The organism is Halogranum rubrum (genome assembly GCF_900114455.1).
GTDB lineage: Archaea > Halobacteriota > Halobacteria > Halobacteriales > Haloferacaceae > Halogranum > Halogranum rubrum.
In genome coordinates, this window is record NZ_FOTC01000001.1 from 1,087,614 (window position 1) to 1,111,413 (window position 23,800).

The following is a 23,800-nucleotide window of genomic DNA, read 5'->3' on the forward strand; positions in this document are numbered from 1 at the left end:
TGTCGGTCGGTCACGCCGCCGTCAAAAATAGCCTCGTCTCTCGTCACTCGTCTGCCGGTTCGAAGTCGAGGGCGACGGAGTTGATACAGAATCGTTTCCCCGTCGGCTGAGGGCCGTCGTCGAAGACGTGTCCGAGGTGGCTGTCACAGCCCTCACACCGCACCTCGATACGGCGCATCCCGTGGCTGGTGTCCGTCTCTGTCTTGATGTTGGCGTCCTCAGCGGCGTAGAAGCTCGGCCATCCACACGAAGAGTCGTACTTCGTCGACGACTCGAAGAGGACGGTGCCACAGCCCTTACATTTGTAGACGCCGTCGTCGCTCCGGTCGACGTGTTCGCCGGAGAACCGTGCTTCCGTTCCGCTCTCTCGGAGGATGCGGTACTCCTCTTTCGAGAGTTTCTCGCGCCATTCCTCGTCCGTCTGGGGGACGTCCTGTCGCTGACCGGTGGAGTCACTCATGTGTTGTCGGAGGAACCGAACGCGGTTAAGGGCTTTCTCGACTGCTCACTTCCGGACGCGTTCGAGGACGATTCGCTCTTCGAACCCGCCACGCTCGTGGGTCTTCTCGCGGCCGAGTCGTTCTACCTCCTCGCGGTCGATGTCGTCGGTTCGGCAGATTGCACCGACGACGGCGAGGACGTCTGCGAGTTCTTCGGTCTCACCCGTCTCGCTGAACTCGGTCGCTTCCTCGACCAACTTCTCGCGCAGACGCTGGCGGTACTCCGAGTCGTCGGCGACGTGGGTCTCGGGTGTGTCGCCGCTCTGGCGAATCAACTCGGGAACGTTGTCCCGGACGAGTTTGTCGAACTCGATAGTCTCTCGGTCGCTCATTCTGGGTAGAGTTCGACCTCCTCGTCTATGGCTTCGATGGCCGCGACGTCCTCGTCGTCGAGTTCCAACTCCTTCGCTTCGAAGTTCGCCCGCAGATGTGCCTCGCTGGAGGCCTTCGGGATGACGACGACGTTGTCCATCCCGCAGAGCCACGCGATGCTCACCGCGGCTTCGGTGGTGTCGTGTTTCGCGGCGACGTCCTGCAGTTCGGGCACGTCGAACACCTGTCCGCCCGCCAGCGGCGAGTAGGCGACGAGCGTGTAGTCGTGCTCGCGCGCGTGTTCGACGAGTTGCGACCGTTGAAAGAGCGGGTGATACTCCGTCTGGTGGGCGAAAAGCGGCGTCTGGAGGGACTCACGCGCTTCGTCGAGTTGGTCGACGGTGAAGTTGCTCACACCGACGTTGTGCACCTTTCCGGCGTCGACGAGGGCGTCGAACGCTGGGAGCGTCTCTGCGGCGTCGTAGCTCTCGATTGGTCGGTGGACGTAGAGGAGGTCGACGGCGTCGACGCCGAGGCGGGCGAGACTCGCCTGTGTACTCGTCAGGACGGCGTCGGGTGCGAGGCTGTCGGCCCACACTTTCGTCGCGAGAAAGAGGTCGTCGCGGGCGACGGGGCTGGCGGCGATACCCGCACCGACGACGTGCTCGTTGTGATAAATCTGTGCCGTATCGAGGTGGCGATAGCCGACGTCGAGTGCCGTCGCAATCGTCTCGGCACCGCTGGGTGCGTCGAGTCCCATCGTCCCGAGACCGACCGAGGGGAGCGAGTCGTTCATAGTGGATACTCACAGTTGTCGTACTTAGGCGACCGGGTCACCGCTACACTACGTCAGACATTCGACGTTACGTCGATGCGTCCGATGCGGTGGGTCGTCGAAGTTAGCGTCCGCCGTTTTCTGACTGGACCGGCGTCGTGATAGTGTGTTCGACCAGACTGGAGATTCCGCGACGAAGTCGGTAGGAGACGGCGCGTGGGGAGATGCTGAGTTCCGTGCCGAGGTCCGCGAGGTCGACCGCTCGTGGTTCGTGGAAGTATCCGCGGTCGTACGCCAAGCGGAGTGCGTCGTACTGTTTCTCGGTGAGGTTGTATTCCTTTCGGAACCCCGACTTCGAGAGGTCGTACAGTTTCGAGAGGTCGATGGGCATCTCCGTCTCGACGCAGTGTGACTGAAATCGCTTCGCGTGGCGTCGGTCGGGGAAACGCAGGCGAAACTGCCAATGCCCGCCGGTCGCTTGTGCCGCGAGGAGGGTTCCTTTGGCCTCGACGATTCCCTCGACGAGACAGTCGACGCGGTCGTTCCAGTCTAACTCGTAGAGGCGACGGTCGGGCATCGACTCGACGAGGCGAAACTGGTCGACGTTCGACGTGGAAGCGACCTGCTGTTCGAACGCGTCTAGCGCGTTGCCTTCGACCCAGAGAAAGGGGAGGGACTGCTGTTCTGTGGGGACCACTTGGTCTAGTTCGACTTCGATACTCGGCACGGCCTCGAGTGCATCCCCCAACGCAAATGACTCTGCCGGGAGAGAGAACTCGAGAATGATGGCCATAATCTCCGCTTCTCCCCCCCAACGGTAATGCGTTGGGGTCACCTCTCGCATCTCGTGACTCAGCGTTTCTCGACGAGTTCCGGGAGTTCGTCGAGGCCGTCGACTTCGTACGTCGGGTCGGTGTCGAAGTCGGCCTCGGCCCGGTGTGGACGGCGGATGAACACCGAGTCGAGTCCGGCGTCGTGGGCGGCGATGAGGTCCGTCTCACTGTCGCCGACGTAGAGACCCGTCTCGGCGTCGAGGTCGTCGAGCGCACGCTGCAGATAGTACGTGTTCGGCTTCTTTCGAACGAGGCTCTCGGGAATCGGTTCGCGGCCGTAGGCCGTCTCGAAGAGGTGGCCGATATCGAAGTGGTCGAGGAGGAAGTCGACCGTCTCCTGTTGGTTGGAACTGACGATACCGAGCGGATGGTCGAGCGTCCGAACCACGTCGAAGTCGTCGTAGAGACCTTTGCGCCCCGCACGGACCTCCGCTTGCTGGTGCTTCGAAGAGGTGCCGTCTCGGTGTGTCCAGAACTCCGCCGGGTCGAGTCCGTACGCGTCGCAGACTCGCTGGAGTGCGTCGGGCGTCACACCCACTGCCATCTCGTCGACGTGGTCGGGGTGCGGGTCGACGTTCAGGTTCGCAAACGTCTCCGCCGTGGCCCGCCGGAGCACCTCGTACTCGACGAGCGTCACGAGGACCCCGTCGTTGTCGAAGAGAACTGCATCGTACGTCACAGCATAGTCGAGACGTCGCTCGATAAAACGCGTTTCGGCGTCAGTCTATCGAGGAGCGCAGGTTGGTTTCTAGCCACAAATTCTGTCAACTATGTATTTCAGGGACGCAGATATTTGTATGCTTAGACACACTGTGTTTCCGTGAACTTCGACTCAGATGGCGGTACCTCTCGTCGGCTGTCCTCCGTGGAGAGTCGGCCACCCTCCTCACGACGTGGACGATGACCGACGCCGACGTCGACGTCGACGAACGGTTGGCTGCCGCACTGTTTCGTGACCCAGGAGGCCTGATGGGCCTCCTCGACGCCGACGGGACGATTCGTCGTGTCAACCAAACCGCGGCCAAGTCTCTCGGCTTCGACGAAGAGTCGCTCGTTGGCGAGTCGCTCGCAGCGCTCCCGGGGTGGTCGGCGTCGACACGTGAGCAACTTCGTGACGCGCTCGATGCTGTGCGAGACGGCGAGTTCGCCCAACTCGAAGTCGAAAACCAAGCCTTCTCCAGGAGCAGGTGGTTCCACCTCTCACTGTGGCCCGCACTCGACGACAGCGAGACCGTCGACACGCTCGTGCTACGCGGTATCGACGTCACCCGAGAGAGAGCGACGCGGACGGAGCGTAGACGGCTCAAACGGCAACGCGACGCAGAGCGAGAACTGCTCGAACGAGTCTTGGAGACTGCTCCAGTTTCGATTTACGTAACGAACGACGACCACGACGTCGTCAGAACGAACAGTCGTCTCGACTCTCTTCTGACAGAACTCGGCGTCGACTCCGTAGCGCAGTTAGGAACGACTGACCACGTGACCCTGCTCGACGCTGACGGAACTCCACTCGACCCGCCGACGCTCGTCAGCGACGTGGTGTTCGAGACGGGGCGTGCGGTCGACGGAGTGAAACGTGGGGTCGAACTCGACGACGGCAGCAGACGCTGGTTCTCGGTGAACGCCGTTCCCGTCTTCGACGACGGTGGAGACGTCGAGTACGTGGTGAGCTGTAAGATAGATATCACGGGCCAAGAGCTCCAGCACCAAGCGCTCACACTCTCGAAACAGCGTATCACGGTTTTAAACCGCGTTCTCCGCCACGACATCCGAACCCAATCGAACATCATCGCGGGCTACGCCGACCTCATCGCCTCCGCTACCGAAGCGAGTTCTGAGGCAAGTACGTTCGCCCGTATCGTCGCGGACACGGCGAGTGAACTCTCCGAGATGAGCGACACCGTCCGAAAGATGGAGGAGATTATCGGTGGCGTGGAGGGGGCGGAGGTGGTCGCTCTCGACACACTCGTCTCCGATGCGGTTGCCTCTTTCGAGCGCGAGTATCCGAACGCCTCGCTCGACGTCGACGTTCTCAGTCCGCTCTTCGTGTTCGGCGTTCCCGGTCTCACCGAGGTGTTCTCTCAAGTGTTGAAGAACGCGGTGACACACAACGACAGCGAACACCCACGAGTCTCGCTCACGACGCGCCGGCTAGAGACGCCGTCTCTGGTCGAAGTGCGTATCTCTGACAACGGGCCCGGCATCCCACACGAGGAGGTAGAGGTGCTCAGCCGCGACGCGGAGGACTCACTCCACCACGGAAGCGGGCTTGGCCTATGGTTCGTCAACTGGCTGGTGGTCGGTGTCGGTGGCTCTCTCGACTTCGAGACTGACGACACCGGCACGACCGTCGTGATTCGACTTCGTGAACAGACGGAGCGGTCACAGGTCGTCAGCCTCGAAGACGCTCACACCGGGGACATCGACGACACCGACGACGCCGAAAACTTTGAACACACTAGCGACGCTGGTGACGAACCCACCGGTTGATTCTCGCTCTCGGTTCGTGACGATACCGTCGACGGCTTACCGGGTCACGGTCGCTTTTCCCCGTCGCCTCCGTAGTGTCGCACGATGACGATGACCACGCAAACGTCTCAGACGGGGGCGACACGATGACCGACTCACTCGCCATCGTCGGTGCAGGGGCCGCTGGCGCGGGAGCGGCGTACGCCCTCCGCGACAGCGACGTCGACGTGACCATCTTCGAGAAGAGCCGTGGCGTCTGCGGGCGTGCGGCCACTCGCCGGAAAGAGGGGTGTCGCTACGACCACGGCGCGAACTACATCAAGGACGCCGACGGGCGAACGACCGACCTCCTGTCCGAACTCGGTGAGGACGGACTCGTCGACATCGAAGAACCGGTCTGGACGTTCGACGCCGCCGGCCAACTCTCCGAGGGCGACGGCGATAGAGACGCGCACAAGTGGACGTGGGAGGACGGAATCACTCAGTTAGCCAAACGTCTACTCGCACAGACGGACGTCCACGTCGACCAACCGACCCGAATCGAATCGGTCGAGCGTGGTGACCACTGGCACCTCACCGACACCGACGGCGAGACGCACGGCCCGTTCGATAGCTTGCTACTCACGCCGCCGGCACCGCAGACTGCCGCACTCCTCGCGGAGTCGAAGTGGAACGACGAGCGCTTACCGGCACTCATCGAAGCCGTCGGAGCCGTCTCCTACCGCACGATTCGGACGTACGTCCTCGACTACGGCTTCGAACTCGATGTTCCCTACTACGCGCTCGTCAACACTGACAAGAACCACGCGGTGGGGTGGCTCTCACGCGAGGAGTGCAAACCGGGACACGTCCCCGACGGCGAGACGCTCCTCGTCGTCCAGATGAGTCCCGACTGGTCCACCGACCACTACGACGACCCGCTGGACGAGTCGGCGCCCACCGTCGCCCAGATGGTTGCCGAACTCCTCGACGACGAGCGACTGTCCGACCCGGAGTGGGTCGACGACCAAGGGTGGCGCTACGCGCTCCCGGACGACGGTGCCGTAGACGACGTGATTCGGAGCGCCGAGGACGAGAGACTCTACTTCGCGGGCGATTGGGTCGTCGGCGACGCGCGGGTTCACGCGGCGCTCTGGAACGGTATCGAGACGGGAGAACGAATCGGCGAGTCGCTTCGAGGCGACTGAGCGACCGGCCGAGTCGAGTGGACCAGCCGACTACTCGTTGCGGCGCTGTTTGAGGTTCTGCCGCGTGAACTGCGGGCTGGCACGCAGTCCTTTCTTCGAACGGAACGACCGATAGAGCAGGAAGCCGATAGGGAGCGTCAGTGCGGCGACCACGGCCGCCGGTTCCCACGACCCGCCGAAGGCGTAGAGGATGGCCGACGACAGGACGCCGACGGCGATGAAGATGGCGAAGGCGAGCCGTTTGGCCAGTTTGTCGAAGACGCCGTTCTTGTCGTCGACGCGGACGTTGAGCGTCAGATTCTCGCGCTCGACCCGGTCGAGGACGCGTTCGAGTTTCGGGGGGACGCGAACGAGTGAGCGAGAGGTCGACTGGAGTTGGTCCGAGACGTTGCCGGCGACCTGTTTGATGGTCTCTTCTCTGTACCCTTCTTGTGTCAAGTACTCCGTCGCGACAGAGATGAAGTCGAAGTTCTCGTCGAGGGTGACACAGACGCCTTCGACGACGGTGGCGACGCGGAGGACGAGTGCGAGGTTCCGAGGGAGCCGCAGCGGGAACTCGTAAATCGTCGACTCGACTTGCTCGATGATCTGGTTGACGCGATACTGTTCGATGTCCTCGCCGCGAGCGTCGGCGATGGCGAGTTCCATCACGTCGGACATCACCTGTCGGTCGGCGTCGGGCGAGAGCGTTCCCATCTCGATGAGCGTGTCCAAGATGGCGTCGATGTCCTGGTTGGCGACGGCGATGTAGAACTCGACGATCTTGTTCTGGATGAACGAGTCGACGCGGCCGCTCATCCCGAAGTCGTAGAAGATGACCGCGCCGTCGTCGTCGACGGCCAGATTGCCGGGATGCGGGTCGGCGTGGAAGACGCCGTCGTCGATGATCATCTGGAGGTAGATGCGCTGGAGGCGTTCGGCGAGTTCGGTTCGGTCGATACCCATCTCGTCGAGCGTCTGAATGTCGGATATCTTCACGCCGGGCAGGTACTCCATCGTGAGCACGCGTGGCCCCGAGACGTCGTCGGCGACGGTCGGAATCCGGATATCGCGGTTGCCTTCGAAGTTCGACTGAATCTCTTTCAGCATCTCGGCCTCGCGGTTGTAGTCCATCTCTTGGCGGATGGTCTTCGCGAACTCGTCGGCGAGGTTCTCCAGAGAGAACGCCCGACCCTGTCCGATGAACCGCTGGACGAGCGGAAGCGACCACCGAATGACGCGAAGGTCGGCCTCGACGAGTTCCTCGATTCCGGGGCGACGAACCTTGACGGCCACTTTCTCGCCGTCGTACTCGGCGAGATACACCTGTCCGAGACTCGCGCCGCTGATGGCCTCGGTGTCGAAGTCGGTGAACACCTCGTCGACGGGGCCGAGGTCCTCGTGGAGCACCTGTTGTGCATCGGCCCACTCGGCGGGTGGCACCTCGTCTTGGAGACTCGACAGGACGTCGACGTACTCCGGCGGCAGGATGTCGGGACGTGTCGACAGCAGTTGGCCGAGTTTGATGAACGTCGGTCCGAGGGTCAGAAGCGAATCGAGCAGTACCTCTGCACGGCGAACTCTCGTCTCGGCGTCGACGCTTCGTGAGCGGCCGAACAGAACGAACCGCTTTCGGTCCCGTGTGTACGCGACGATGAGCGGGGAGAACTGATAGAAGACGAGTAGAAATCGCCAGTAGGCGCGGAGATTTACCAGGGTAACCACTCCGGGCTTACGCGTCCTCTATCTCGATGGTCTGCCCGGGGGCGGCCTCGCGTTTCGGTAGTCGGATTTCGAGCACGCCGCGTTCCATGTCGGCGTCGGCACCGGCACCGGTCGCGTCCGGCGGGAGGGGAATCTCGGCGTCGAGGAACAGCGAGCGGTCCTCGCGCACGTAGCGGAACTCCGGGGGGAGTGCTTTCTCACGACGCGCTTCGATGACGAGTTTGTTGTTCTCGATGCTGATGTCAGCGGTCTCACCCGAGACACCGGGGAGGTCGAGAACGATGAGGTACGCGTCGTCACTCTCCAACAGGTCCGCGAAGACGGCCTCCGGGAGTTCACGCAGCGCGTCACGCAATGCTGACATGGACGATTCTTAGGCCCGGGGGTCGAAAAAGCCCGCGGTCGGTGAGGCGATTTCCGGTGTGTGTCGCAATAGCACATGATGCCTCTCTCGTCGTCCCGACGTGTCTCCGCCGCCGGTGCCGGGAGGACAGACGCTTTCACGCTCGGGGCGCAACTCCCGCGTATGCCCCACGACGACTTGCGACGCGCAGGGTTCAAAGAACAGACCCGCGTCGCCGCCGCCCGCGAGACGATACTGGAGGCGGTGACACCACACGACCGAACCGACCGCATTCCCCTCGACCGAGCGGACGGTCGCACGGTTGCCGAGACGCTGACCGCGCCGAACCCGGTTCCCGGCTACGACCGCGCCGCGATGGACGGGTTCGCCGTGCGCGCCGAGGACACCTTCGGCGCGTCGGACCGCTCGCCGAACGTCCTCCACGAGGGTGCCGACGCCGTCGTCCCCGGCGAGGCTGTCCGCGTCCACACAGGAAGCGAACTCCCCGAGGGTGCCGACGCCGTCGTCATGGTCGAGCAGACCGAGACCGTCGGCGACGACGTGGAAGTGTTCGACGGCGTCGCCGAAGGTGAGAACGTCGGTCCCATCGGCGAGGACGTCGCCGAAGGAGAGGCGCTATACGAACCGGGTCACCGACTTCGGCCCTCCGACCTCGGTCTACTGAAGTCCGTGGGTGTCACGGAGGTCACCGTCTTCGACTATCCGACCGTGGGCGTGATTCCGACCGGCGAGGAACTCGTCCAGTCGGACCCCCGACCCGGAGAGGTCATCGAGACGAACGGGCTGACCGTCTCGAAGTTCGCCTCGCGGTGGGGTGGCGTTCCGACCTACCGAGACGTCGTCACCGACGACCCCGAGGCACTTCGTGCGGCCATCCAACGCGACCTGACGAAGGACGTCGTCGTCCTCACCGGCGGGTCCTCCGTGGGTGAACGCGACTACACGCCCGAAGTCGTCGACGAACTCGGCGAGGTGCTGGTCCACGGCGTCGCGCTGAAACCCGGTCACCCCGTCGCACTCGGTGTCGTCGAGGAGACACCCGTGTTGATGCTCCCGGGCTATCCCGTCGCCTGCATCATCAACGCGGTACAGTTCCTCCGCCCCGTGCTGAAGCGAATCGGAAACCTCCCCGAGGAACCGCACCCGACCACCGACGCGACGCTGACGCGGAAGATTACCAGCGAACCCGGGACGCGAACGTTCGTCCGGGTGCGCATCGAGACGGACGAAGACGGCGAGCGCAGGGCGACACCTACCCGCGCCAGCGGATCGGGCGTGCTCTCCAGTGTCGCACTCGCCGACGGATGGGTCGTCGTTCCCGAGGGTCGGGAGGGAATCGCCGAAGGAGAGACTGTCGCCGTCGAGAACTGGGAGTGGTCGGCATGAGCAGTCGCAAGGAGTTCCGTGACCTCGCCGAACCCGAGGAGGCACACGCCGCCATCGCCTCGCTGGACCTCTCTCCCGCCCCCGAGACCGTTTCGCTCGACGAGGCCCGTGGTCGCGTCCTCGCGGAGCGACTCGACGCCGAACTCGACGTTCCGGGGTTCGACCGGGCGAGCATGGACGGGTACGCCGTCCGCGCGAAAGACACGTTCGGGGCCGACGAAGCGGACCCGGTCACCCTCGAACTCGCCGGAGCGGTCCACGCCGGAGTGGAACCGGACGTCGAAGTCACGGAGGGAACCTGCGCCGAAATCTCGACTGGGGCGGTGATGCCGCCGGGAGCGGACGCCGTCGTGATGGTCGAGCGGACGGACGAGACGGATGATGGAGCAGTTCTGTTTCGGACGGCCGTCGCACCGGGCGACCACGTGATGCTCGCCGGTGCCGACGTCGCCGCCGGAGCGCGGGCGCTTGGGCCCGGCACGCGCATCACGCCGCGCGAAATCGGCCTGCTGTCGGCACTCGGCGTCGACGAGGTCCCAGTTCGCGGGAAACCGACGGTTGGAATCGTCTCGACGGGCGACGAACTCGTCCGCCCCGGCGACGACCTGAACAGTGACGCGGGGCAGATTTACGACGTCAACAGCTACACCATCGCCGCGGGTGTCGAAGAGGCGGGTGGCGAGGCGAAACTCTACCCCCACGCTGGCGACGACTACGAGGAGATGGAGCGCATTCTCCTCGATGCCGCCGACGAGTGTGACCTCGTGCTCTCCTCTGGGTCGACTTCCGCCAGCGCCGTCGACGTCATCTACCGTGTCATCGAGGACCGCGGTGAACTCCTCTTGCACGGCGTCGCCGTCAAACCCGGCAAACCGATGCTCGTCGGGTCGCTCGGCGGGGGTGCCTACGTCGGCCTTCCCGGCTACCCCGTCTCTGCACTGACCATCTTCCAGACGTTCGTCGCGCCCGCGATTCGGCGGGCGGCGGGCGTTCCCGAACCGCAGACGGCGACAGTAGATGGAAAGATGGCCGTTCGAGAGCGATACGCCGAGGGCCGGATGCGACTGATGCCGGTCGGCCTTCTCGAAGACGAGGAGGGCGACACGCTCGTCTACCCCGTCGACAAGGGCAGTGGTGCGACGACGAGTCTCGTCGAAGCCGACGGTATCGTCGAAGTCTCACCCGACACGAGCTATCTCGCCGAGGGCGAGGACGTGACCGTCCGACTGTTCTCGCCGGACGTCCGACCCCCGTCCATACTCGGCGTCGGCGAGGACGACCCGGCGCTCTCTCGACTGCTGGACCGCCTCGACAACCCCCGATATCTCCCGGTCGGGAGTAGAGAGGGCCTGCGTCGTCTCCGCGACGGCCTGCCGGACGTCGCCGTCGTCGCCGGTCCTGCCGAACGGGACATCGAGAGCGTCGACCTCGGTGGGTGGACCCGGGAGTGGGGACTCGTCGTCCCCGCGGACAACCCGGCGGGCGTCTCGGGACTCACAGACCTCGTCGACGGCGAGTTACGGTTCGTCAACCGTGACCGCAACTCCGGGCTTCGGACGAGTTTCGAGGACGCGCTGGACGAGTTGGCCGACGAGCGAGGCGTCGAGCGACACCGTCTCGTCGAGGCCATCGACGGGTTCGACCTCACAGTGAAGGCCCACGAGAGTCCGGCGCGGAAGGTCCGTGCGGGCCGTGCAGACGTCGGACTCGGCCTGCGCGCGACGGCGAGCGAACTCGGCCTCGGGTTCGTTCCGCTCGGTACTCAGTCGGTCGTCGTGCGCGCGAACCCGGACCGTACCGACAAGCAGGGTGTCCAAGCGCTCGAGGCCGTACTGACGGCGAATGACGACCTGATAACGTCACTCGACGGGTTCGAGTCGGCATAAGTCCGTCAGTAAGCACGTTCGTGCTAGAAAGAACATATTGTTTGATAGTCATTTTCACGAGTAATTTAAGCATCACGACGTCCATATGTTGAATATGTCTGTGCAGCGCACCGTCCTACACGTTGACGACGACCCAGAGTTCTTGGAGCTCTCCGAGCGACTGTTCGACCGGGCAGCGACGTTCGAGACGTTGACCGCACCAACCGCCGAAGACGGCCTCCGCTTGCTCGAAACGCACGAGGTCGATTGTATCATCAGTGACTTTGTCGTCTCCAGAGAGGGGAAGCCATTCATCTCCGCCGCGCGCGACGTCGCCGTCGACGTCCCGATTATTCTCTTTACGGGCAAAGAGTGGGACCTCGTCTCGAACGACGCTCTCTCCGCCAACGTGACCGAATACGTCCAGAAGGCGGGTATCGAGGAGATAGAGGTCGTCAAGAGTCGTGCCGAGGAGTTCGTCGCAGTGAAGGCTGACTCGTTTCACAACATCGCCACCGACCACGCCGACGCGTCGTCGGACGCTGCGATGTCGTTCGCCCTCTCACCGACGACGCTCGACGAAGAGTGGGAACTCGTCGCACACCACGAGTGGACGTCGAGCGAAGAACTCGGAACGACCGTTCTCGAAGCTATCGAGGAGTACACCGGTGAGGACCCCGCAGAGTTCGCACCGCTGTTCGAAGCAATCGACGCCGACGCGCTCGAAGAACTCCTCAGTCCGTCCGTGTCGGGCACCGAACGCGAGGGTGTGCAGGTCCGGTTCCCGTACAAAGGCCACGAACTCGCGGTGACCAGTGACGGTGACATCGCGATTCGGTCGCTCCAATAAGCGCTCGGTCTCGCTTTTCGGTTCGCTTCGCACCGTTCATTGGCCGAGGTCACGGAACGTGGTGATTCGGTAGTCGCCGAGAACACACTGGCCACGAAAGGCCGGGTCGTGTCGTTCGACGTGGATACTATCGAGTCCGGCGTTCCACGCGGCACCGACGTCGTTCGCCCCGTCGCCCGCGAGGACACCCGTCCCCTCGCCCTCGACACCGAGTTCGCGTATCGCGTGGCGAACGGGCGCAGGGTCCGGTTTCCACCCGAGTTCCTCGGTACAACAGACGACCGTGTCGAACCAGTCGCGGATGTCGAGATGCTCTAACACTGGCCCCGTGAGAAACGCTTGGCAGTGTGTGACGAGTCCAACCGGTCGGTCTCGGGCGTGCAGCGAGCGAATCAACTCGGCGGCGTCGTCGTGGAGATACGTCGCCTCGGCGCGGAGTTGCGGGTCTTCTTCGGCGTGGAAGACGGGCCAGAACTCCGTCGGTGGAATGTTCCACTCTCGGAGTTGGTCGTCCCGCGCACCGCCGAGGCCGTGCCAGAGCACTTCGGCCTCGCGGTCGGAGAAGGGTCGGCCGAGACGGTCTCCGACGCGGTCGAACACGTCACGCGTGTACGACCACTCGGCGTCGACGAGCGTCCCGTCGAGGTCGAAGAGCCAGAAGTCGTAGCTGTCGACGGCCATGAGAAGAGAGAGTAAGTGACGGTCGGGTATGTGTTTTCCGGCGCGTCGACGGTGGTCTCCTCGGCGTCGGATGTTCGGTCGAATCGACCGAACGTGCCACTGCTGTGTATTTTCACGAGGTAATTTAAGATATTTAACTATTCAAATGTGGTAACAAAAGGACTATACCACTCTACTGTCTGCACATATCTGTCAGGCACTCCGGCCGCTTCGGCCCTCACCTCGTTCTCTCTATTCGTTCAGTCGGTGACGCGAATCGAACTCCCGAGATACTTGTGGAGCACCTCGTCGACGTTGGTTGCGTTGAACTCGTCGAGGTCAGCACCGATTGCTTCGCGGAGCGCCGTCAACGACGCCGTGTCCGTCTCCAACTCGGCGAACGCGACGCTCGTGACGTCGACGTCGAGACGATTTCCTACGAGTTCTCGGAGATGTCGCTCGTCGCTCACTGCTCCGTGCCAGAGGTTGTCGCGGAAGAACAGCCAGCCGTCCGGGTCGTCGTCGCTGTCGGGGGCGACTGCCGGAACGCGAAGGACCGTCTCGAACTCTCGTGGGTCGAGACGAACACCGGTCGCGTCGAGTCGGAACCGAACGCGAAAGACGTAGGCAGCGTTCATCACGTCCTCGCGGTCAGTACTCGTCGTTGAACAGGTCCGCGAGACGCATGTCCTTGTCCGTGATGCCGCCGGCGTCGTGCGTCGTCAGACGGACTTCGACTTCTTGGTAGCCGACGATTATCTCCGGATGATGGAACTCTTCCTCGGCGACTTCACCGATGTCGGTGACGAACGAGACGCCTTTCAAGTAGTCGTCGAACTCGTACGTTCGGGTAATCTCGTCGCCGTCACGCTCCCACCCCTCGGGTAACTGCTGTTGAATCTGCTCGTCGTCGAGTTGTTCCGCCATACCAACTCGATTCTCTCGGTGGGCGGATAACGTTTTGGCTCTCGTCAGCCAGTGCAAACGGGTTTCAGTCGTTGGAGAGTCGGTCGAGCACCGTCTCCGGCACGTCGGCGTCGTCGGGAATCTCGTCCGGTGCGCCCTCTCTCGGCGTCGTCGCCTCGGGAAGGTCCGGCAGTTCGCCGCCGAACTGGGGGTTGAAAAGCTGCATCGCCGTCTGGATGGTCGTCCAGTCGTCCTCGGCGGCGGCGTCCCGCAGACTCTTCGTCGGTGCCGAGAGCAGTTGACCGACGAGTGCGTCGGCCATCGCCGTCACCGTCTCTCGCTGCTCGTCGGTGAGTCCGTCCTGTGCTTCTAACTTCGAGAGTGCCGTGTCGAGTTCCCGCGATTTGACGGTTTCGGCGCTCTCGTACATCGCGCTGATGGCGTCGTCGGCCCGCTTTCGCTTGTACGCGTCGAGCAGGCGCTCGAACTCGTCGTCTATCATCTGGTGTACGTTCTCCGCTGCTGCCTGCCTGCGTTCGCGAGTCGCTTCAGTGACGGCTTCGAGTGCGTCGATATCGTGGAAGGTGACGCCCGTGACGTCGTCGACGGCCGGGTCGACGTCGCGCGGTTGGGCCAAGTCGATGACGAGTGTCTCGCCGGCGTCTGCGAGCGACGAGACGTCTAACACGTAGGCCGGGCTTCCCGTCGCCGTGATGACGATGTCTGCCTCCGTCGCGGCGGCCGGAATCGCATCGAGTGCGACGGCGCTCGCGTCCGTCGAAATCTCCGATGCGATGTGCTCGGCGTGCGGGACCGTCCGGTTGGCGACGAGAATCGTCTCGACGGCCGTCCCGTCGAGAGCACGGGCCGCGAGCGTTCCCATCTCTCCTGCGCCGACGACGAGCGCCGTCTTGCCCTCCAAGTCGAGGGTCTTTCCGGCGAGTTTGACTGCGGCACTGCCGAGCGAGACGACACCTTCGTTGATTTCGGTCTCGGTCCGTGCACGCTCGCCGACGTGGAGCGCCTTCGTGAGCGTGTCGTCGAGCATCTCGCCGATGCCGCCGACCGCTCTGGCTTCCGCCATCGCCGTCTTCAACTGCCCGAGAATCTGGTCTTCGCCGACGACGAGCGATTCGAGTCCGGCGGCGACCCGCATGAGATGCCGGATGCTCTCCTCGTGGTCCATCTCGACGATTGCGCCGTCGCGGACGTCCGGTGCGAACTCCGCGAGCACCTGTCGACCGCGCGCCGCCTTCGCCGTCACGACGTAGGCCTCCGCGCGGTTACAGGTCTGGATGACGTACGCCTCGTCGACACCCTCGCGAGCGAGGAGGGTCTCGACGAACGACCGTTCGTCGTCACGACACGCGGTCTCGATCTCGTCGACCGTCGCGTTCGTATGTGAAACACTCACACCTGTGATGACCCCGCCGTACCTCATCGAGAGTCACCTCGTGTGTCGTCGACGTCGATTCCGAACTCGTTTCCGATCACTCGCGCTGCCTCTTCGCGGGCATTGGAATCGCCCGTACGTAAAGCCTTCCAAACGGGCGAGGAGCGGACGACTGCTCGGACCGCGTCTCGCCGCTTCGACGGCGAGAGGTCGCGCGTCTTCAACTCCGTTCGGAGCTCCGCAGTCAACGCCGCCATCGCTCCTGCACCGTCGAGTTCGGTCTCGATACGCTCTCTGAGATACTTCGAGAGCGCGGGGCTGGTGCCACCGGTCGAGATGGCGACGGTCACGGGACTGTCCTCCACCGTCGCCGGGACGACGACGCTCCCGGCGTCGCGGCCGCCGCTGTGGTCGGCGCGGTTGACGAGTGCACCGTGGTCGCGTGCCGCCACTTCGACCGCCTCGTTGACTGTCTCCTGACTCGTCGCAGCGACGACGAGCACCGGGTCGAACCGCTCGACCCAGTCGTCGACGTCGTCGGCACTCGGGGCCGCTCTGACCAACTCGCTGTCACCGAACCCGTACTCGCCGAACGCGGGGCTGACGACGACCGTTCGGGTCTCGCGGGCGAACCGCCGGGCCTTGCGCGCGCCGACGCGGCCGCCGCCGAAGACGAGGACCGTCTCACCGCTGAAATCGTGAAAGAGCGGAACCATCTCACTCCGTGTCGGCCGCGTCGGTCGTAGTGGCCGTTTCGGCTGTCTCGGCCGTGTTCGCGTCTGCTCGGTCGGCGAGTCTGATGCCCGTCTTCTTCAGGATGCGCGTCGAGAACAGCGAGTCCCAGTCGTCCTCCTCGACGTCCCAGAACTCGCTCATCTTCGCGCGGACTTCCTGAATCCGCTGTTGACTCTCCGCTTCGCTTCGGCCGTGGGTCATCGCGAAGAAGTTGTAGGGCCACACGCCCTCGTGACGCGGCCGCTGGTAGCAGTGGGTGACGAATCCGAGCGAGGCGATTTCGGGACCGACTTCGGGGACGAGTTCGTCGGGGACGTTCCAGACGGTCATCCCGTTCTCGGTGTAGCCAAGCGCGTAGTGGTTCGGGATGACGCCGACGCGCCGGACCTTCCCCTCCAGATTGAACCGCTTGATGGTCCGAATCACCCAGTCGACGTCTGCACCGAGTGCCTCCGCGACGTCGGCGTACGGCGTCTCGGTGATGGGCAATCCTCCTTGAATCTCCAAAATCAGGTCGCGCTCCTCGGGTGTCAGCGTCGTCCGGTCGCTCGCTTCGACGTCGGGACCGAGACCCGAGAGGTCGATATCTCCCTCGGGGATGGGACCGTCGACGAGGAACTTCGCCTCGACGCGGAACTCCCGTATCTTCGGCAAGTTGTACGTCGGTTGGCCGGTCTCCTCTTCGATTTCGGCCAGTACCTCCTCGATGCGGTCCGCGTCGGCGACGCTGACGACGAACCACATGTTGAGGTGGGGATGTTCGCGCTCGTAGTTGTGCGCGACTTCGAGGTGACTGTTGACCAGTTCGTTCACTTCGTCGAACCGCTCGGGAGGAGCGTGCATGGCGACGAGCGTCGCGTTGCCGCCTATCTCCTGTGCGTTGACGAGTGCGCCGAACCGGGTGAGGACGCCTTCGTCGTCGAGTTCACGGATGCGGTCGCAGAGTTCCGACCCGGTCACGTCGACGCCGCGTTCGCGGAGGGCCGCCGCGGCCGGTTCGAAGGGACGTTCGACGACGGGGAAGCCACCCTGGAAGGCGTTGATGATGGCACGGTCGAGTGAAGAGAGGTCCGCGTCCACCTGTTTCATACCCCACCTCGGGACTGCCGAAGCATAAGCGGCGCGGGATACGGCGGGACACACCAACGTCGTCACAGTCGCTGGTCGTCGTCGCTGGTCTGTGCACTCTGTCGCGTTCTGCCACTCTCGTCTCGAAGAATAGCCCAGTGTGGGGTCTGCGTCTACGGAACGGGCGTCACGTGTTCGACGTGCTCCGCCGCTTCGATACCGGCGACGATGGCGTCTTGGTCGGCGATAGCTTCGTAGTAGAACACGAGGTCGAAGGTGCCCTCACGGAGGAGTTGCTGGCACTCCCAGACGAACTCGTCGTCGTCGAGGGTGAGGCCGTGGAACTGGTTGGAGGCGAAGTCGGTGTTGTCGTTGCCCGCGTAGATGTACGTCTCGCCCTTGCCAGCGTGTTCGGCGATAATGTCGTTCAGTTCGACGGTGAGTTCGTGCATCTCCAGATCCTCCTGTCCGCTGAGGTCGGTGTGGACGACGACGCCGACCAGTTCGATGTCGCCCGGTTCGAGCAGTGCGAGGGTGCGCTGATAGAGGTCCTCGTCGAGAACGTCGCTCATGGCTCGCACTCCTCGGCGCTCCGATATACGGGTGGCGGTTCTTCGTCGCCAGTCGCCTCGTGTTTGGTAGTGGGGCAAGGCGCTGCTTCGTTCGTTTTGTCCCGACACGTCGACGTTTAGGGCGGAAACGTGCTCTGGTGTATCATCCCCTCGGAAGGTCACAACATGTATACGGTTCGGCGGCGACAACCACAGATAAGCTATGCGTACGTGGGTCCAGCAGGGAGTCAATCGCGCCTACGAGCGACTGCTCCACCGCGAAATCGGCGACGGCCCGACGCACGTCGCCATCATCCAAGACGGCAACCGTCGCTACGCGCGCAACCGCGGCGACGACGCCCCCGACGGGCACCGTGCCGGTGCCCAGACGACAGAACACGTCCTCGACTGGTGTGAAGAGTTGGGTATCGAAGAACTCACGCTCTATGCGTTCTCCACGGAGAACTTCAACCGCCCCGAACACGAACTCGAACCGCTGTTCGACCTCATCGAGGACAAACTCTACGAGTTCGCCGACGCCGAACGCGTCCACGCCAACGAGGTCTGTGTCCGCGCCATCGGAGACATCGGTCGCCTTCCCGAACGAGTGACGGACGCAATCGACTACGCCGAAGAGCAGACCGGCCACTACGAACGGTTCCGACTCAACATCGCGCTCGCCTACGGCGGTCGGAACGAACTCCTCCGGGCCGCCCGCGACGTCGTCACTGCGGTCCAGTCCGGCGAGTTGGCGCTCGAAGACGTCGACGACGCCGAAGTAGAGCGACGGCTCTACCGCCAACCCGTCCGCGACGTCGACCTCATCATCCGAACCGGCGGCGACGAGCGCACGTCGAACTTCCTCCCGTGGCACGCCAACGGCAACGAGGCGGCCGTCTACTTCTGTGCGCCCTACTGGCCGGAGTTCTCGAAGGTCGACTTCCTCCGCGGCATTCGAACCTACGAGTCACGAGAAGCGTCGTGGCAACGGACGCGAACCGAACGCGCCGTCGCGCTCGTCCGCGCCGTCGCCAGCGTCGAACTGGAGGAGGCGCTCACCGTCGGTGCGCGACTCCGCGACCAACTCTCGAACCGCGGGGCCGAAGAGCTCTCTGCGGAGTTAGAGCGGCAGAATACGGACTCTGCGGACTGACGCCTACCCGTTCGTGTACTGCGTGTTGCCACAGCTCTCACACTCGAACAGCGACGCCGACTGTCCGACTGCCGTCCACTCGCTCGACTCTCCGATCCAGTCACCGACTTGGCCGCACTGTTGACATTGCATGTGTGGTCACCCTCTCGACCCGGTCGCCACCGACCAGGTCTGCGTTACGTTCACACGAGTTACCTCAACAAAAAGGCGGTCGAGTGTTTCCGACCGTTGCGGACTGTTGTCACCTCGCACGCCGTCGGTTATTTAGTACGTATTGTAGTAGCAACAACCTCGAAAAAACAGCTATGACCGACGACCCGAAGCACTCGACGCCAGAGGCTGAGCCGAACGGCTCCGTCCAGTTCCTTCGGCCACTGGGGTACGTCGAACCGGTCCCGATCATCCGCCGAGTCCGTAATCGAGAACTCTACCTCGGCAATCAGCACGCAGCAGACCCGACGGCGCACGACCGCTCGTTTTCCGTCGTCCTCACCGTCTCGTCGGACGAGCAACCACTGACGACGCACCACCGACCGCTGACCGACGGCCCCGGAAACGACTGGAGAGCGTTCACGGACGCCGTCGACACGGCCCGTCGACTCCAGCGTCACGAGGGGTCACTCTTGATCCACTGTAAAGCCGGTATCTCACGAAGTAGCACGGTCCTCGCGACGGCGCTCGCCGCCAACGAGGGATGCGCGTTCGACGACGCGCTGACGCGCGTCCAACTGGCCCGACCGGCGGCCGTTCCACATCCGAAACTCCACGAGTTGGCCGTGACGTACCTCGCGGCGCGGTCGGAGTAATAGTGGTCGTCGGGTCCACGCTACCGCCCGAACCAACGTAAGACGAATCTCACTAAGTTTGCTCTAGCGACCAAACCGCGCGAAGCAGAGCTTCGCTGGACTCGGGCTATCGTCCGAACCGCCGCTGACGGTCTTGGAAGTCCAAGACGGCCCGGAGGTAGTCACGCTTCCGAAAGTCTCGCCAGTTGACGTCGGTGAAGTAGAGCTCCGAGTAGACCGACTGCCAGATCATGAAGTCAGAGAGTCGCTCGGCACCGGTCTTGATGACCAAGTCGGGTTCGTCCGGGAAGACGAGTCGGTCTTCGACGTCGGCTTCGTCGATGTCGGCCGGGTCGAGGCGGCCGGATTCGGCCTCCTCGGCGAGCGACCGAACCGCTTCGGCGAACTCGTGTTTCCCGCCGAGTCCGATGCTCACCTGGATGGGTGCGTCGGCGCGTTCGGTGTCACCGGGGCCGCGAACCGCGACGGGTTTCGGCGTCTCTATCTCGCGGAGTTCCCGTTCGAGTGTCGGCACGACGGCTTCGTCGAGCACGCTCACCGAGACGGTGACGCGTTCGGCACCGAACTCGAACGCCCAGTCGAGGAAGGCTTCCAGCGTGTCGTATGCGCCCTGCTCCAGCAAGTCACGCTCCGTGATGACGACGGCGACGTGTGCGGGCGGGTCCGCCGGACTCCGGCGGTGGCGCATCGACAGATAGGCGTCGTAGAGTCCCACACGCGAGGGAATGTGACGGCTCGGTTAAACCCCTTCCGTGTCGGGAGGGTTAAGTGTGCATCGGAGATACCCAGCAGTGTGACTTCGACACTCCGGCGTGCCGGTGGGTTCGCCGCGGTGGGGACACTCTCCCTCGCGGCCCCTGCACTCGGTGCCGCGGCCGCCGTCCCCTTCGCCGTCATCGCGGTGCTCGCCGCGTTCGTCGTCGACGACGGGCCGATGTTCGAGCTGTTCGCCCGCCCTGGCGACCACCAAGACGGCCGTCTCAACGGCCTCGCCGGGTTCACGCTCGCGGCGACGGGCCTCGCACTCTTGGCGACTGCTCCGCGACTCGCGACGCCGCCGCGACAGGCGATGCCGACGAGCGTCTTCGTCGCCGCGGTGCTCATTCTCGCCTACGGCAACGTCGGTGAGAAGGCTGTCTCCGAACGCTGGGACGACCCGTTCGCCGCCGTCGCGGGCTTCACCGTCGTTGGCTTTCTCGCCGGAACGCTCGGCCAGTTCGCGGTGCAGACGCTGACGAGTGCGTCAGTCGCCCTCCCGACAGCGGCCTTTCTCGCCGCCACGGGCGCGCTCGTCGCCGCACTGCTTCGTTCTGTGCTCTTCGAGCGTGACGACCCGCTCGTGATGCTCTCGGTCGGTCTCCTCCTGTGGTTCTTCACCCAACTCGTCTTGGACATCGCCGGACTCGACATCGTCCTCAGTCTCGCCGTCACCGTCGCGTTCGGCTACACCGCCTACGCACTCGGGACGGCCTCCGTCACGGGGATGTTGACAGGCGTACTCCTCGGTCTCCTCACCATCGTCCTCGGCGGGGTCGGCTGGTTCGCCGTCCTCATCTCCTTCTTCGCCATCGGCGGCCTCTCGGCGAAGTTCAAGTACGACGACAAACTCGACCGCGGTGTCGCCGAAGACAACGACGGCGCTCGCGGGAGCGGCAACGTCCTCGGCAACGCCGCCGTCGCGCTCTTCGCCGTCATCGGCTTCGCCGCGAGTTCGATGCTGGCGATGCCCGAGTCGCTCTTCCTGTTCGCCTTCACCGGGTCGCTCGCGGCCGCCATGAGCGACACCCTCTCTAGCGAAATCGGCGGTCTCTACGACACGCCGCGACTCATCACGACGCTCGAACGCGTCCCGGCGGGCACCGACGGCGGCGTCACGTGGCAGGGTGAACTCGCCGGCATCGGCGGTGCCGCTGTCGTCGCGGTGCTCGCCTTCGTCCTCCTCCCGCTGGGCACGTTCGGCGACCCCCTCGTCGGGGCCGTCGTCGTCCTCCTCGGCGGCATCGGCGGGATGACCGTCGACAGTATCCTCGGTGCGACAGTCGAAGGCGGCCGCATCGGCAACCAAGCGGTGAACTTCCTCGCGACGCTCGCGGGTGCGCTCGTGAGTGCCGGACTCGCGGTGGTGATTCTGTGACGACACCGAACCGCACGCGACGCGCCCGCCCGAGTGACGGCACGACGCTCCGCCGCCTCCAGTCGTACCTCCCCCGACAGAGTCCCGACCTACTGGACTACGGTATCGCCGTCGGCGACGTGGTCGTTGCGACGGCAGACGGCGCTGTCGTGGGCTACGTCCTCCCCGTCTACGGCGACGGCGTCCACGTCGCCGAACTCGTCGTCGCCCCCGACAACCGCCGCGAGGGTCACGCCTCGGCACTGCTCGATGCAGTCAGTGACTCACTCGTCGACGGTGACGAGGTGACGCTGGCCGTCGCTCCAGAGAACGGGGGTGCACAGGCGTTCTACCGCGCCTACGGTTTCCACGAGGTCGAACGCCGTGAGGACTACTTCGAGGGCGACCCGGCGCTGTGGTTCGTGAAGTCAGTATAAGTAGGGGAGAGTTCGAGAATCGAGAGAGCTACGACTCAGTTACTCAGCAACTGGTCTGCCGTCCGCACGCGAACGCCGACCGGTTTCTTCACGAACTCGCCGGTCGAGTAGCCGACGATGTGCTCGACGCCGCGCTGTGCGGCGACGTCGACGAGTCGCTGTGTCACCTCGTCGTCGACGACGAGGGCGTACGGGACGGTGTCCGCTTCGAGGAGAGTGTTGAAGGCATCGCTCACCGCCACTTCGTCGAGCGCGACGAGCGAGCGGTCGAGCAGGCGGACGGTCCCCGACTCCGCCGCGATGACCTGCCGGACGTGCTCGTCGAGCGAGGGCGTCGGGTCCGTAACCTCGTCGTTCTCGTCGCCGTCGGCAGAAGCGTCCGTCTCTTCGACTCGTTCGCTCGCCTCCGCTGTGTCGAGGGCAGTCGCTTCCTGCTCGTCACCTGGGACTACCGAGTCGTTGGGCGCGTCGCCGTTCGTCGCGACTTCCGCTGCAGCGACCTGTTCTGTCGCGGCAGTGGTGGCCGACGCACGGTCACTCGTCGCCGCCGACGCCGCTGCCGTCGTCGCGGTCGAACCGTCGCCTGCGTACGTCGTGTTCTCGTCGGCGGGTGTCTCGTCTACACTCTCTTGCTCGACTTCGGTGTCTTCGTCCGAAGTGGGAGCCACCGGCGACTCAGTCGTCGCCGACGGCTCCGATCGAGGGTCCGCGGTTTCCTCCGGGGCAGGGGTACTGCTCCCGTCGGTCGCTGTCACGGCCGCTTGACCAGGGGACTCGTGTGCGTTCCGAGACTCTCGTGATTCGCCCTCGTACGTCTCGTAGGGTACTTTGTCGCGAAGCGACGACATCACTTCGTGACGAGCGAGGTCTTCGACCGAACGCCCGCGTGGAGCGAACGCCACGTAGTCGACGTTGCCGACCTGCGCGAGTTCGCGGAGGATGAGTTCGCCGCCGCGGTCACCGTCGAGGAAGGCAGTGACGTTTCGCTCTTGGGTCAGTGTCGCCACGCTCTCGGGAACGTTCGTTCCCTCGACGGCGACGGCGTTCTTGACGCCGTAGCGGAGCAGCGTCAGCACGTCGGCGCGGCCCTCGACGACGATGATGGCGTCGGAGCTATCGACGTTCGGACCGGCCGGGTAGCCGTCGTACTCGGTGATGTCTTCGATGCGGACGGACTCGCGAACCTCTTCGAGAATCTCTCGACTCGTCATGACGCTGTCGTCGAAGGAGTCAGCGAGCAGTTCTTTCGCCCGTTCGACGACGTCGCGGCGTTTCGCGGCGCGGACGTCTTCGATGTCGGTCACTTCGACGGTGGCCTTGCAGGGGCCGACGCGCGAGATGGTCTCCAGCGACGCCGCGAGGATTGACGTCTCGACCTTGTCGAGACTGCTGGCGATGGTCACCTCGCCGTAGGATTGCCCGTTTTCGCTCTGAATCTGTACGTCGATACGGCCGACTTTCGATGACTGCTGGAGGTCGCGGAGGTCCAAGTCGTCGCCGAGTAGCCCTTCGGTCTGCCCGAAGATGGCACCGACGACGTCGCTCCGCTCGACGACCCCGTCGGCCGTGATGGCCGCGTGAATGAGATATTTAGCTGTGTCGTCCATGATGATGTCCCCTCCGTGGGGCGATGATGGTGATAGTGACGTGGGGGTTCCCCACTCCCCTTATATACGGACTCCACGACGGAAATACCTATCGTACTTCGGGAGTCACCATTGCGTCGTGCGGAT

Annotated in this window: 26 protein-coding genes; 9 read left to right on the forward strand and 17 right to left on the reverse strand. The window is 64.1% G+C overall.

The genetic code is table 11. The annotated features are described in order from the left end of the window. Positions 1 to 43: 43 nt before the first annotated feature. The 5 genes from msrB to BM083_RS05270 all read right to left on the reverse strand — a co-directional run bounded on the left by msrB (position 44) and on the right by BM083_RS05270 (position 3,099). A complete protein-coding gene (msrB, locus tag BM083_RS05250) occupies positions 44 to 460 on the reverse strand; it encodes a peptide-methionine (R)-S-oxide reductase MsrB (RefSeq protein WP_009375580.1) in 417 nt (138 codons plus the stop codon). A 45-nt stretch (positions 461 to 505) separates the two neighbouring features. After that, complete coding sequence (locus BM083_RS05255; protein WP_089866690.1) at positions 506 to 832, reverse strand: nucleoside triphosphate pyrophosphohydrolase; 327 nt, start codon at positions 830 to 832, stop codon at positions 506 to 508. Further along, positions 829 to 1,608 (reverse strand): aldo/keto reductase, encoded by a 780-nt coding sequence (locus tag BM083_RS05260; RefSeq protein WP_089866692.1) that lies wholly within the window; start codon positions 1,606 to 1,608, stop codon positions 829 to 831. Before BM083_RS05260 ends, BM083_RS05255 begins: the two co-directional genes overlap by 4 nt. Positions 1,609 to 1,711: 103 nt before the next feature. Further along, positions 1,712 to 2,380: a helix-turn-helix domain-containing protein gene (locus BM083_RS05265; protein ID WP_177197543.1), complete on the reverse strand. Its 669-nt coding sequence runs from the start codon at positions 2,378 to 2,380 to the stop codon at positions 1,712 to 1,714. Between the two features lie 59 nt (positions 2,381 to 2,439). Beyond that, positions 2,440 to 3,099 carry an HAD family hydrolase gene (locus tag BM083_RS05270; RefSeq protein ID WP_089866698.1) on the reverse strand — a complete coding sequence of 220 codons (660 nt, stop codon included), beginning with the start codon at positions 3,097 to 3,099 and terminating at the stop codon, positions 2,440 to 2,442. A gap of 221 nt (positions 3,100 to 3,320) precedes the next feature. Here BM083_RS05270 and BM083_RS05275 point away from each other — a divergent pair, with 221 nt between their 5' ends. Together BM083_RS05275 and BM083_RS05280 are read left to right on the forward strand one after the other, a co-directional pair. Next, positions 3,321 to 4,910, forward strand: a complete 1,590-nt coding sequence (locus BM083_RS05275) for a sensor histidine kinase (RefSeq protein WP_089866701.1) — start codon at positions 3,321 to 3,323, stop codon at positions 4,908 to 4,910. Between the two features lie 125 nt (positions 4,911 to 5,035). Continuing rightward, positions 5,036 to 6,076, forward strand: coding sequence for an NAD(P)/FAD-dependent oxidoreductase (locus BM083_RS05280; protein ID WP_089868381.1), 1,041 nt, complete (start codon positions 5,036 to 5,038; stop codon positions 6,074 to 6,076). 30 nt (positions 6,077 to 6,106) lie between these two features. Here BM083_RS05280 and BM083_RS05285 read toward each other — a convergent pair whose 3' ends face one another. Together BM083_RS05285 and BM083_RS05290 are read right to left on the reverse strand one after the other, a co-directional pair. Further along, positions 6,107 to 7,780: an ABC1 kinase family protein gene (locus BM083_RS05285; protein ID WP_089866704.1), complete on the reverse strand. Its 1,674-nt coding sequence runs from the start codon at positions 7,778 to 7,780 to the stop codon at positions 6,107 to 6,109. Between the two features lie 7 nt (positions 7,781 to 7,787). Beyond that, entirely contained in the window at positions 7,788 to 8,144 is a 357-nt protein-coding gene (locus tag BM083_RS05290) for an Hsp20/alpha crystallin family protein (RefSeq protein ID WP_089866707.1), read from the reverse strand. Positions 8,145 to 8,306: 162 nt separating this feature from the next. Here BM083_RS05290 and BM083_RS05295 point away from each other — a divergent pair, with 162 nt between their 5' ends. The 3 genes from BM083_RS05295 to BM083_RS05305 all read left to right on the forward strand — a co-directional run bounded on the left by BM083_RS05295 (position 8,307) and on the right by BM083_RS05305 (position 12,245). Next, entirely contained in the window at positions 8,307 to 9,530 is a 1,224-nt protein-coding gene (locus BM083_RS05295; protein WP_089866710.1) for a molybdopterin molybdotransferase MoeA, read from the forward strand. Further along, positions 9,527 to 11,416, forward strand: a complete 1,890-nt coding sequence (locus BM083_RS05300; protein WP_089866714.1) for a molybdopterin biosynthesis protein — start codon at positions 9,527 to 9,529, stop codon at positions 11,414 to 11,416. Before BM083_RS05295 ends, BM083_RS05300 begins: the two co-directional genes overlap by 4 nt. Before the next feature lie 94 nt (positions 11,417 to 11,510). Next, positions 11,511 to 12,245, forward strand: coding sequence for a HalOD1 output domain-containing protein (locus BM083_RS05305; RefSeq protein ID WP_177197544.1), 735 nt, complete (start codon positions 11,511 to 11,513; stop codon positions 12,243 to 12,245). A gap of 36 nt (positions 12,246 to 12,281) precedes the next feature. On the opposite strand, the gene BM083_RS05310 is transcribed toward BM083_RS05305, so the two are convergent. The 7 genes from BM083_RS05310 to BM083_RS05340 all read right to left on the reverse strand — a co-directional run bounded on the left by BM083_RS05310 (position 12,282) and on the right by BM083_RS05340 (position 17,579). Then, positions 12,282 to 12,926, reverse strand: a complete 645-nt coding sequence (locus BM083_RS05310; protein ID WP_089866722.1) for an HAD family hydrolase — start codon at positions 12,924 to 12,926, stop codon at positions 12,282 to 12,284. Between the two features lie 239 nt (positions 12,927 to 13,165). Further along, complete coding sequence (gene lwrS, locus BM083_RS05315) at positions 13,166 to 13,543, reverse strand: LWR-salt protein (protein ID WP_089866726.1); 378 nt, start codon at positions 13,541 to 13,543, stop codon at positions 13,166 to 13,168. Between the two features lie 13 nt (positions 13,544 to 13,556). Beyond that, positions 13,557 to 13,832, reverse strand: a complete 276-nt coding sequence (locus BM083_RS05320) for a 4a-hydroxytetrahydrobiopterin dehydratase (protein WP_089866730.1) — start codon at positions 13,830 to 13,832, stop codon at positions 13,557 to 13,559. A 64-nt stretch (positions 13,833 to 13,896) separates the two neighbouring features. Beyond that, positions 13,897 to 15,252 (reverse strand): glutamyl-tRNA reductase, encoded by a 1,356-nt coding sequence (gene hemA / locus BM083_RS05325; protein ID WP_089866733.1) that lies wholly within the window; start codon positions 15,250 to 15,252, stop codon positions 13,897 to 13,899. After that, positions 15,249 to 15,920, reverse strand: a complete 672-nt coding sequence (locus BM083_RS05330) for a precorrin-2 dehydrogenase/sirohydrochlorin ferrochelatase family protein (protein ID WP_089866737.1) — start codon at positions 15,918 to 15,920, stop codon at positions 15,249 to 15,251. The genes hemA and BM083_RS05330 overlap by 4 nt, the downstream gene beginning before the upstream one ends. A 1-nt stretch (position 15,921) precedes the next feature. Then, on the reverse strand, positions 15,922 to 17,028 hold the full coding sequence (gene ahbB / locus BM083_RS05335; protein ID WP_089866740.1) for a siroheme decarboxylase subunit beta: 1,107 nt from the start codon (positions 17,026 to 17,028) through the stop codon (positions 15,922 to 15,924). Positions 17,029 to 17,180: 152 nt separating this feature from the next. After that, positions 17,181 to 17,579, reverse strand: coding sequence for a DUF5778 family protein (locus BM083_RS05340; protein WP_009375540.1), 399 nt, complete (start codon positions 17,577 to 17,579; stop codon positions 17,181 to 17,183). 202 nt (positions 17,580 to 17,781) lie between these two features. Between BM083_RS05340 and uppS the strand changes: the two genes are divergently transcribed. Continuing rightward, positions 17,782 to 18,711: a polyprenyl diphosphate synthase gene (gene uppS / locus BM083_RS05345; protein WP_089866744.1), complete on the forward strand. Its 930-nt coding sequence runs from the start codon at positions 17,782 to 17,784 to the stop codon at positions 18,709 to 18,711. A gap of 3 nt (positions 18,712 to 18,714) precedes the next feature. On the opposite strand, the gene BM083_RS23940 is transcribed toward uppS, so the two are convergent. Beyond that, positions 18,715 to 18,843, reverse strand: a complete 129-nt coding sequence (locus BM083_RS23940; protein ID WP_009375536.1) for a hypothetical protein — start codon at positions 18,841 to 18,843, stop codon at positions 18,715 to 18,717. A gap of 173 nt (positions 18,844 to 19,016) precedes the next feature. Here BM083_RS23940 and BM083_RS05350 point away from each other — a divergent pair, with 173 nt between their 5' ends. Further along, complete coding sequence (locus BM083_RS05350) at positions 19,017 to 19,517, forward strand: protein-tyrosine phosphatase family protein (RefSeq protein WP_089866748.1); 501 nt, start codon at positions 19,017 to 19,019, stop codon at positions 19,515 to 19,517. A 106-nt stretch (positions 19,518 to 19,623) separates the two neighbouring features. Here the strand turns inward: BM083_RS05350 and BM083_RS05355 are convergent, their stop codons facing one another. Further along, positions 19,624 to 20,232: an undecaprenyl diphosphate synthase family protein gene (locus BM083_RS05355; RefSeq protein WP_089866752.1), complete on the reverse strand. Its 609-nt coding sequence runs from the start codon at positions 20,230 to 20,232 to the stop codon at positions 19,624 to 19,626. 78 nt (positions 20,233 to 20,310) lie between these two features. Between BM083_RS05355 and BM083_RS05360 the strand changes: the two genes are divergently transcribed. Continuing rightward, a complete protein-coding gene (locus BM083_RS05360) occupies positions 20,311 to 21,651 on the forward strand; it encodes a DUF92 domain-containing protein (protein WP_089866754.1) in 1,341 nt (446 codons plus the stop codon). Next, a complete protein-coding gene (locus BM083_RS05365) occupies positions 21,648 to 22,067 on the forward strand; it encodes a GNAT family N-acetyltransferase (RefSeq protein WP_089866757.1) in 420 nt (139 codons plus the stop codon). The genes BM083_RS05360 and BM083_RS05365 overlap by 4 nt, the downstream gene beginning before the upstream one ends. A gap of 35 nt (positions 22,068 to 22,102) precedes the next feature. Here the strand turns inward: BM083_RS05365 and dnaG are convergent, their stop codons facing one another. Beyond that, positions 22,103 to 23,674 (reverse strand): DNA primase DnaG, encoded by a 1,572-nt coding sequence (dnaG, locus tag BM083_RS05370; RefSeq protein WP_089866760.1) that lies wholly within the window; start codon positions 23,672 to 23,674, stop codon positions 22,103 to 22,105. Between the last annotated feature and the right edge of the window lie 126 nt (positions 23,675 to 23,800).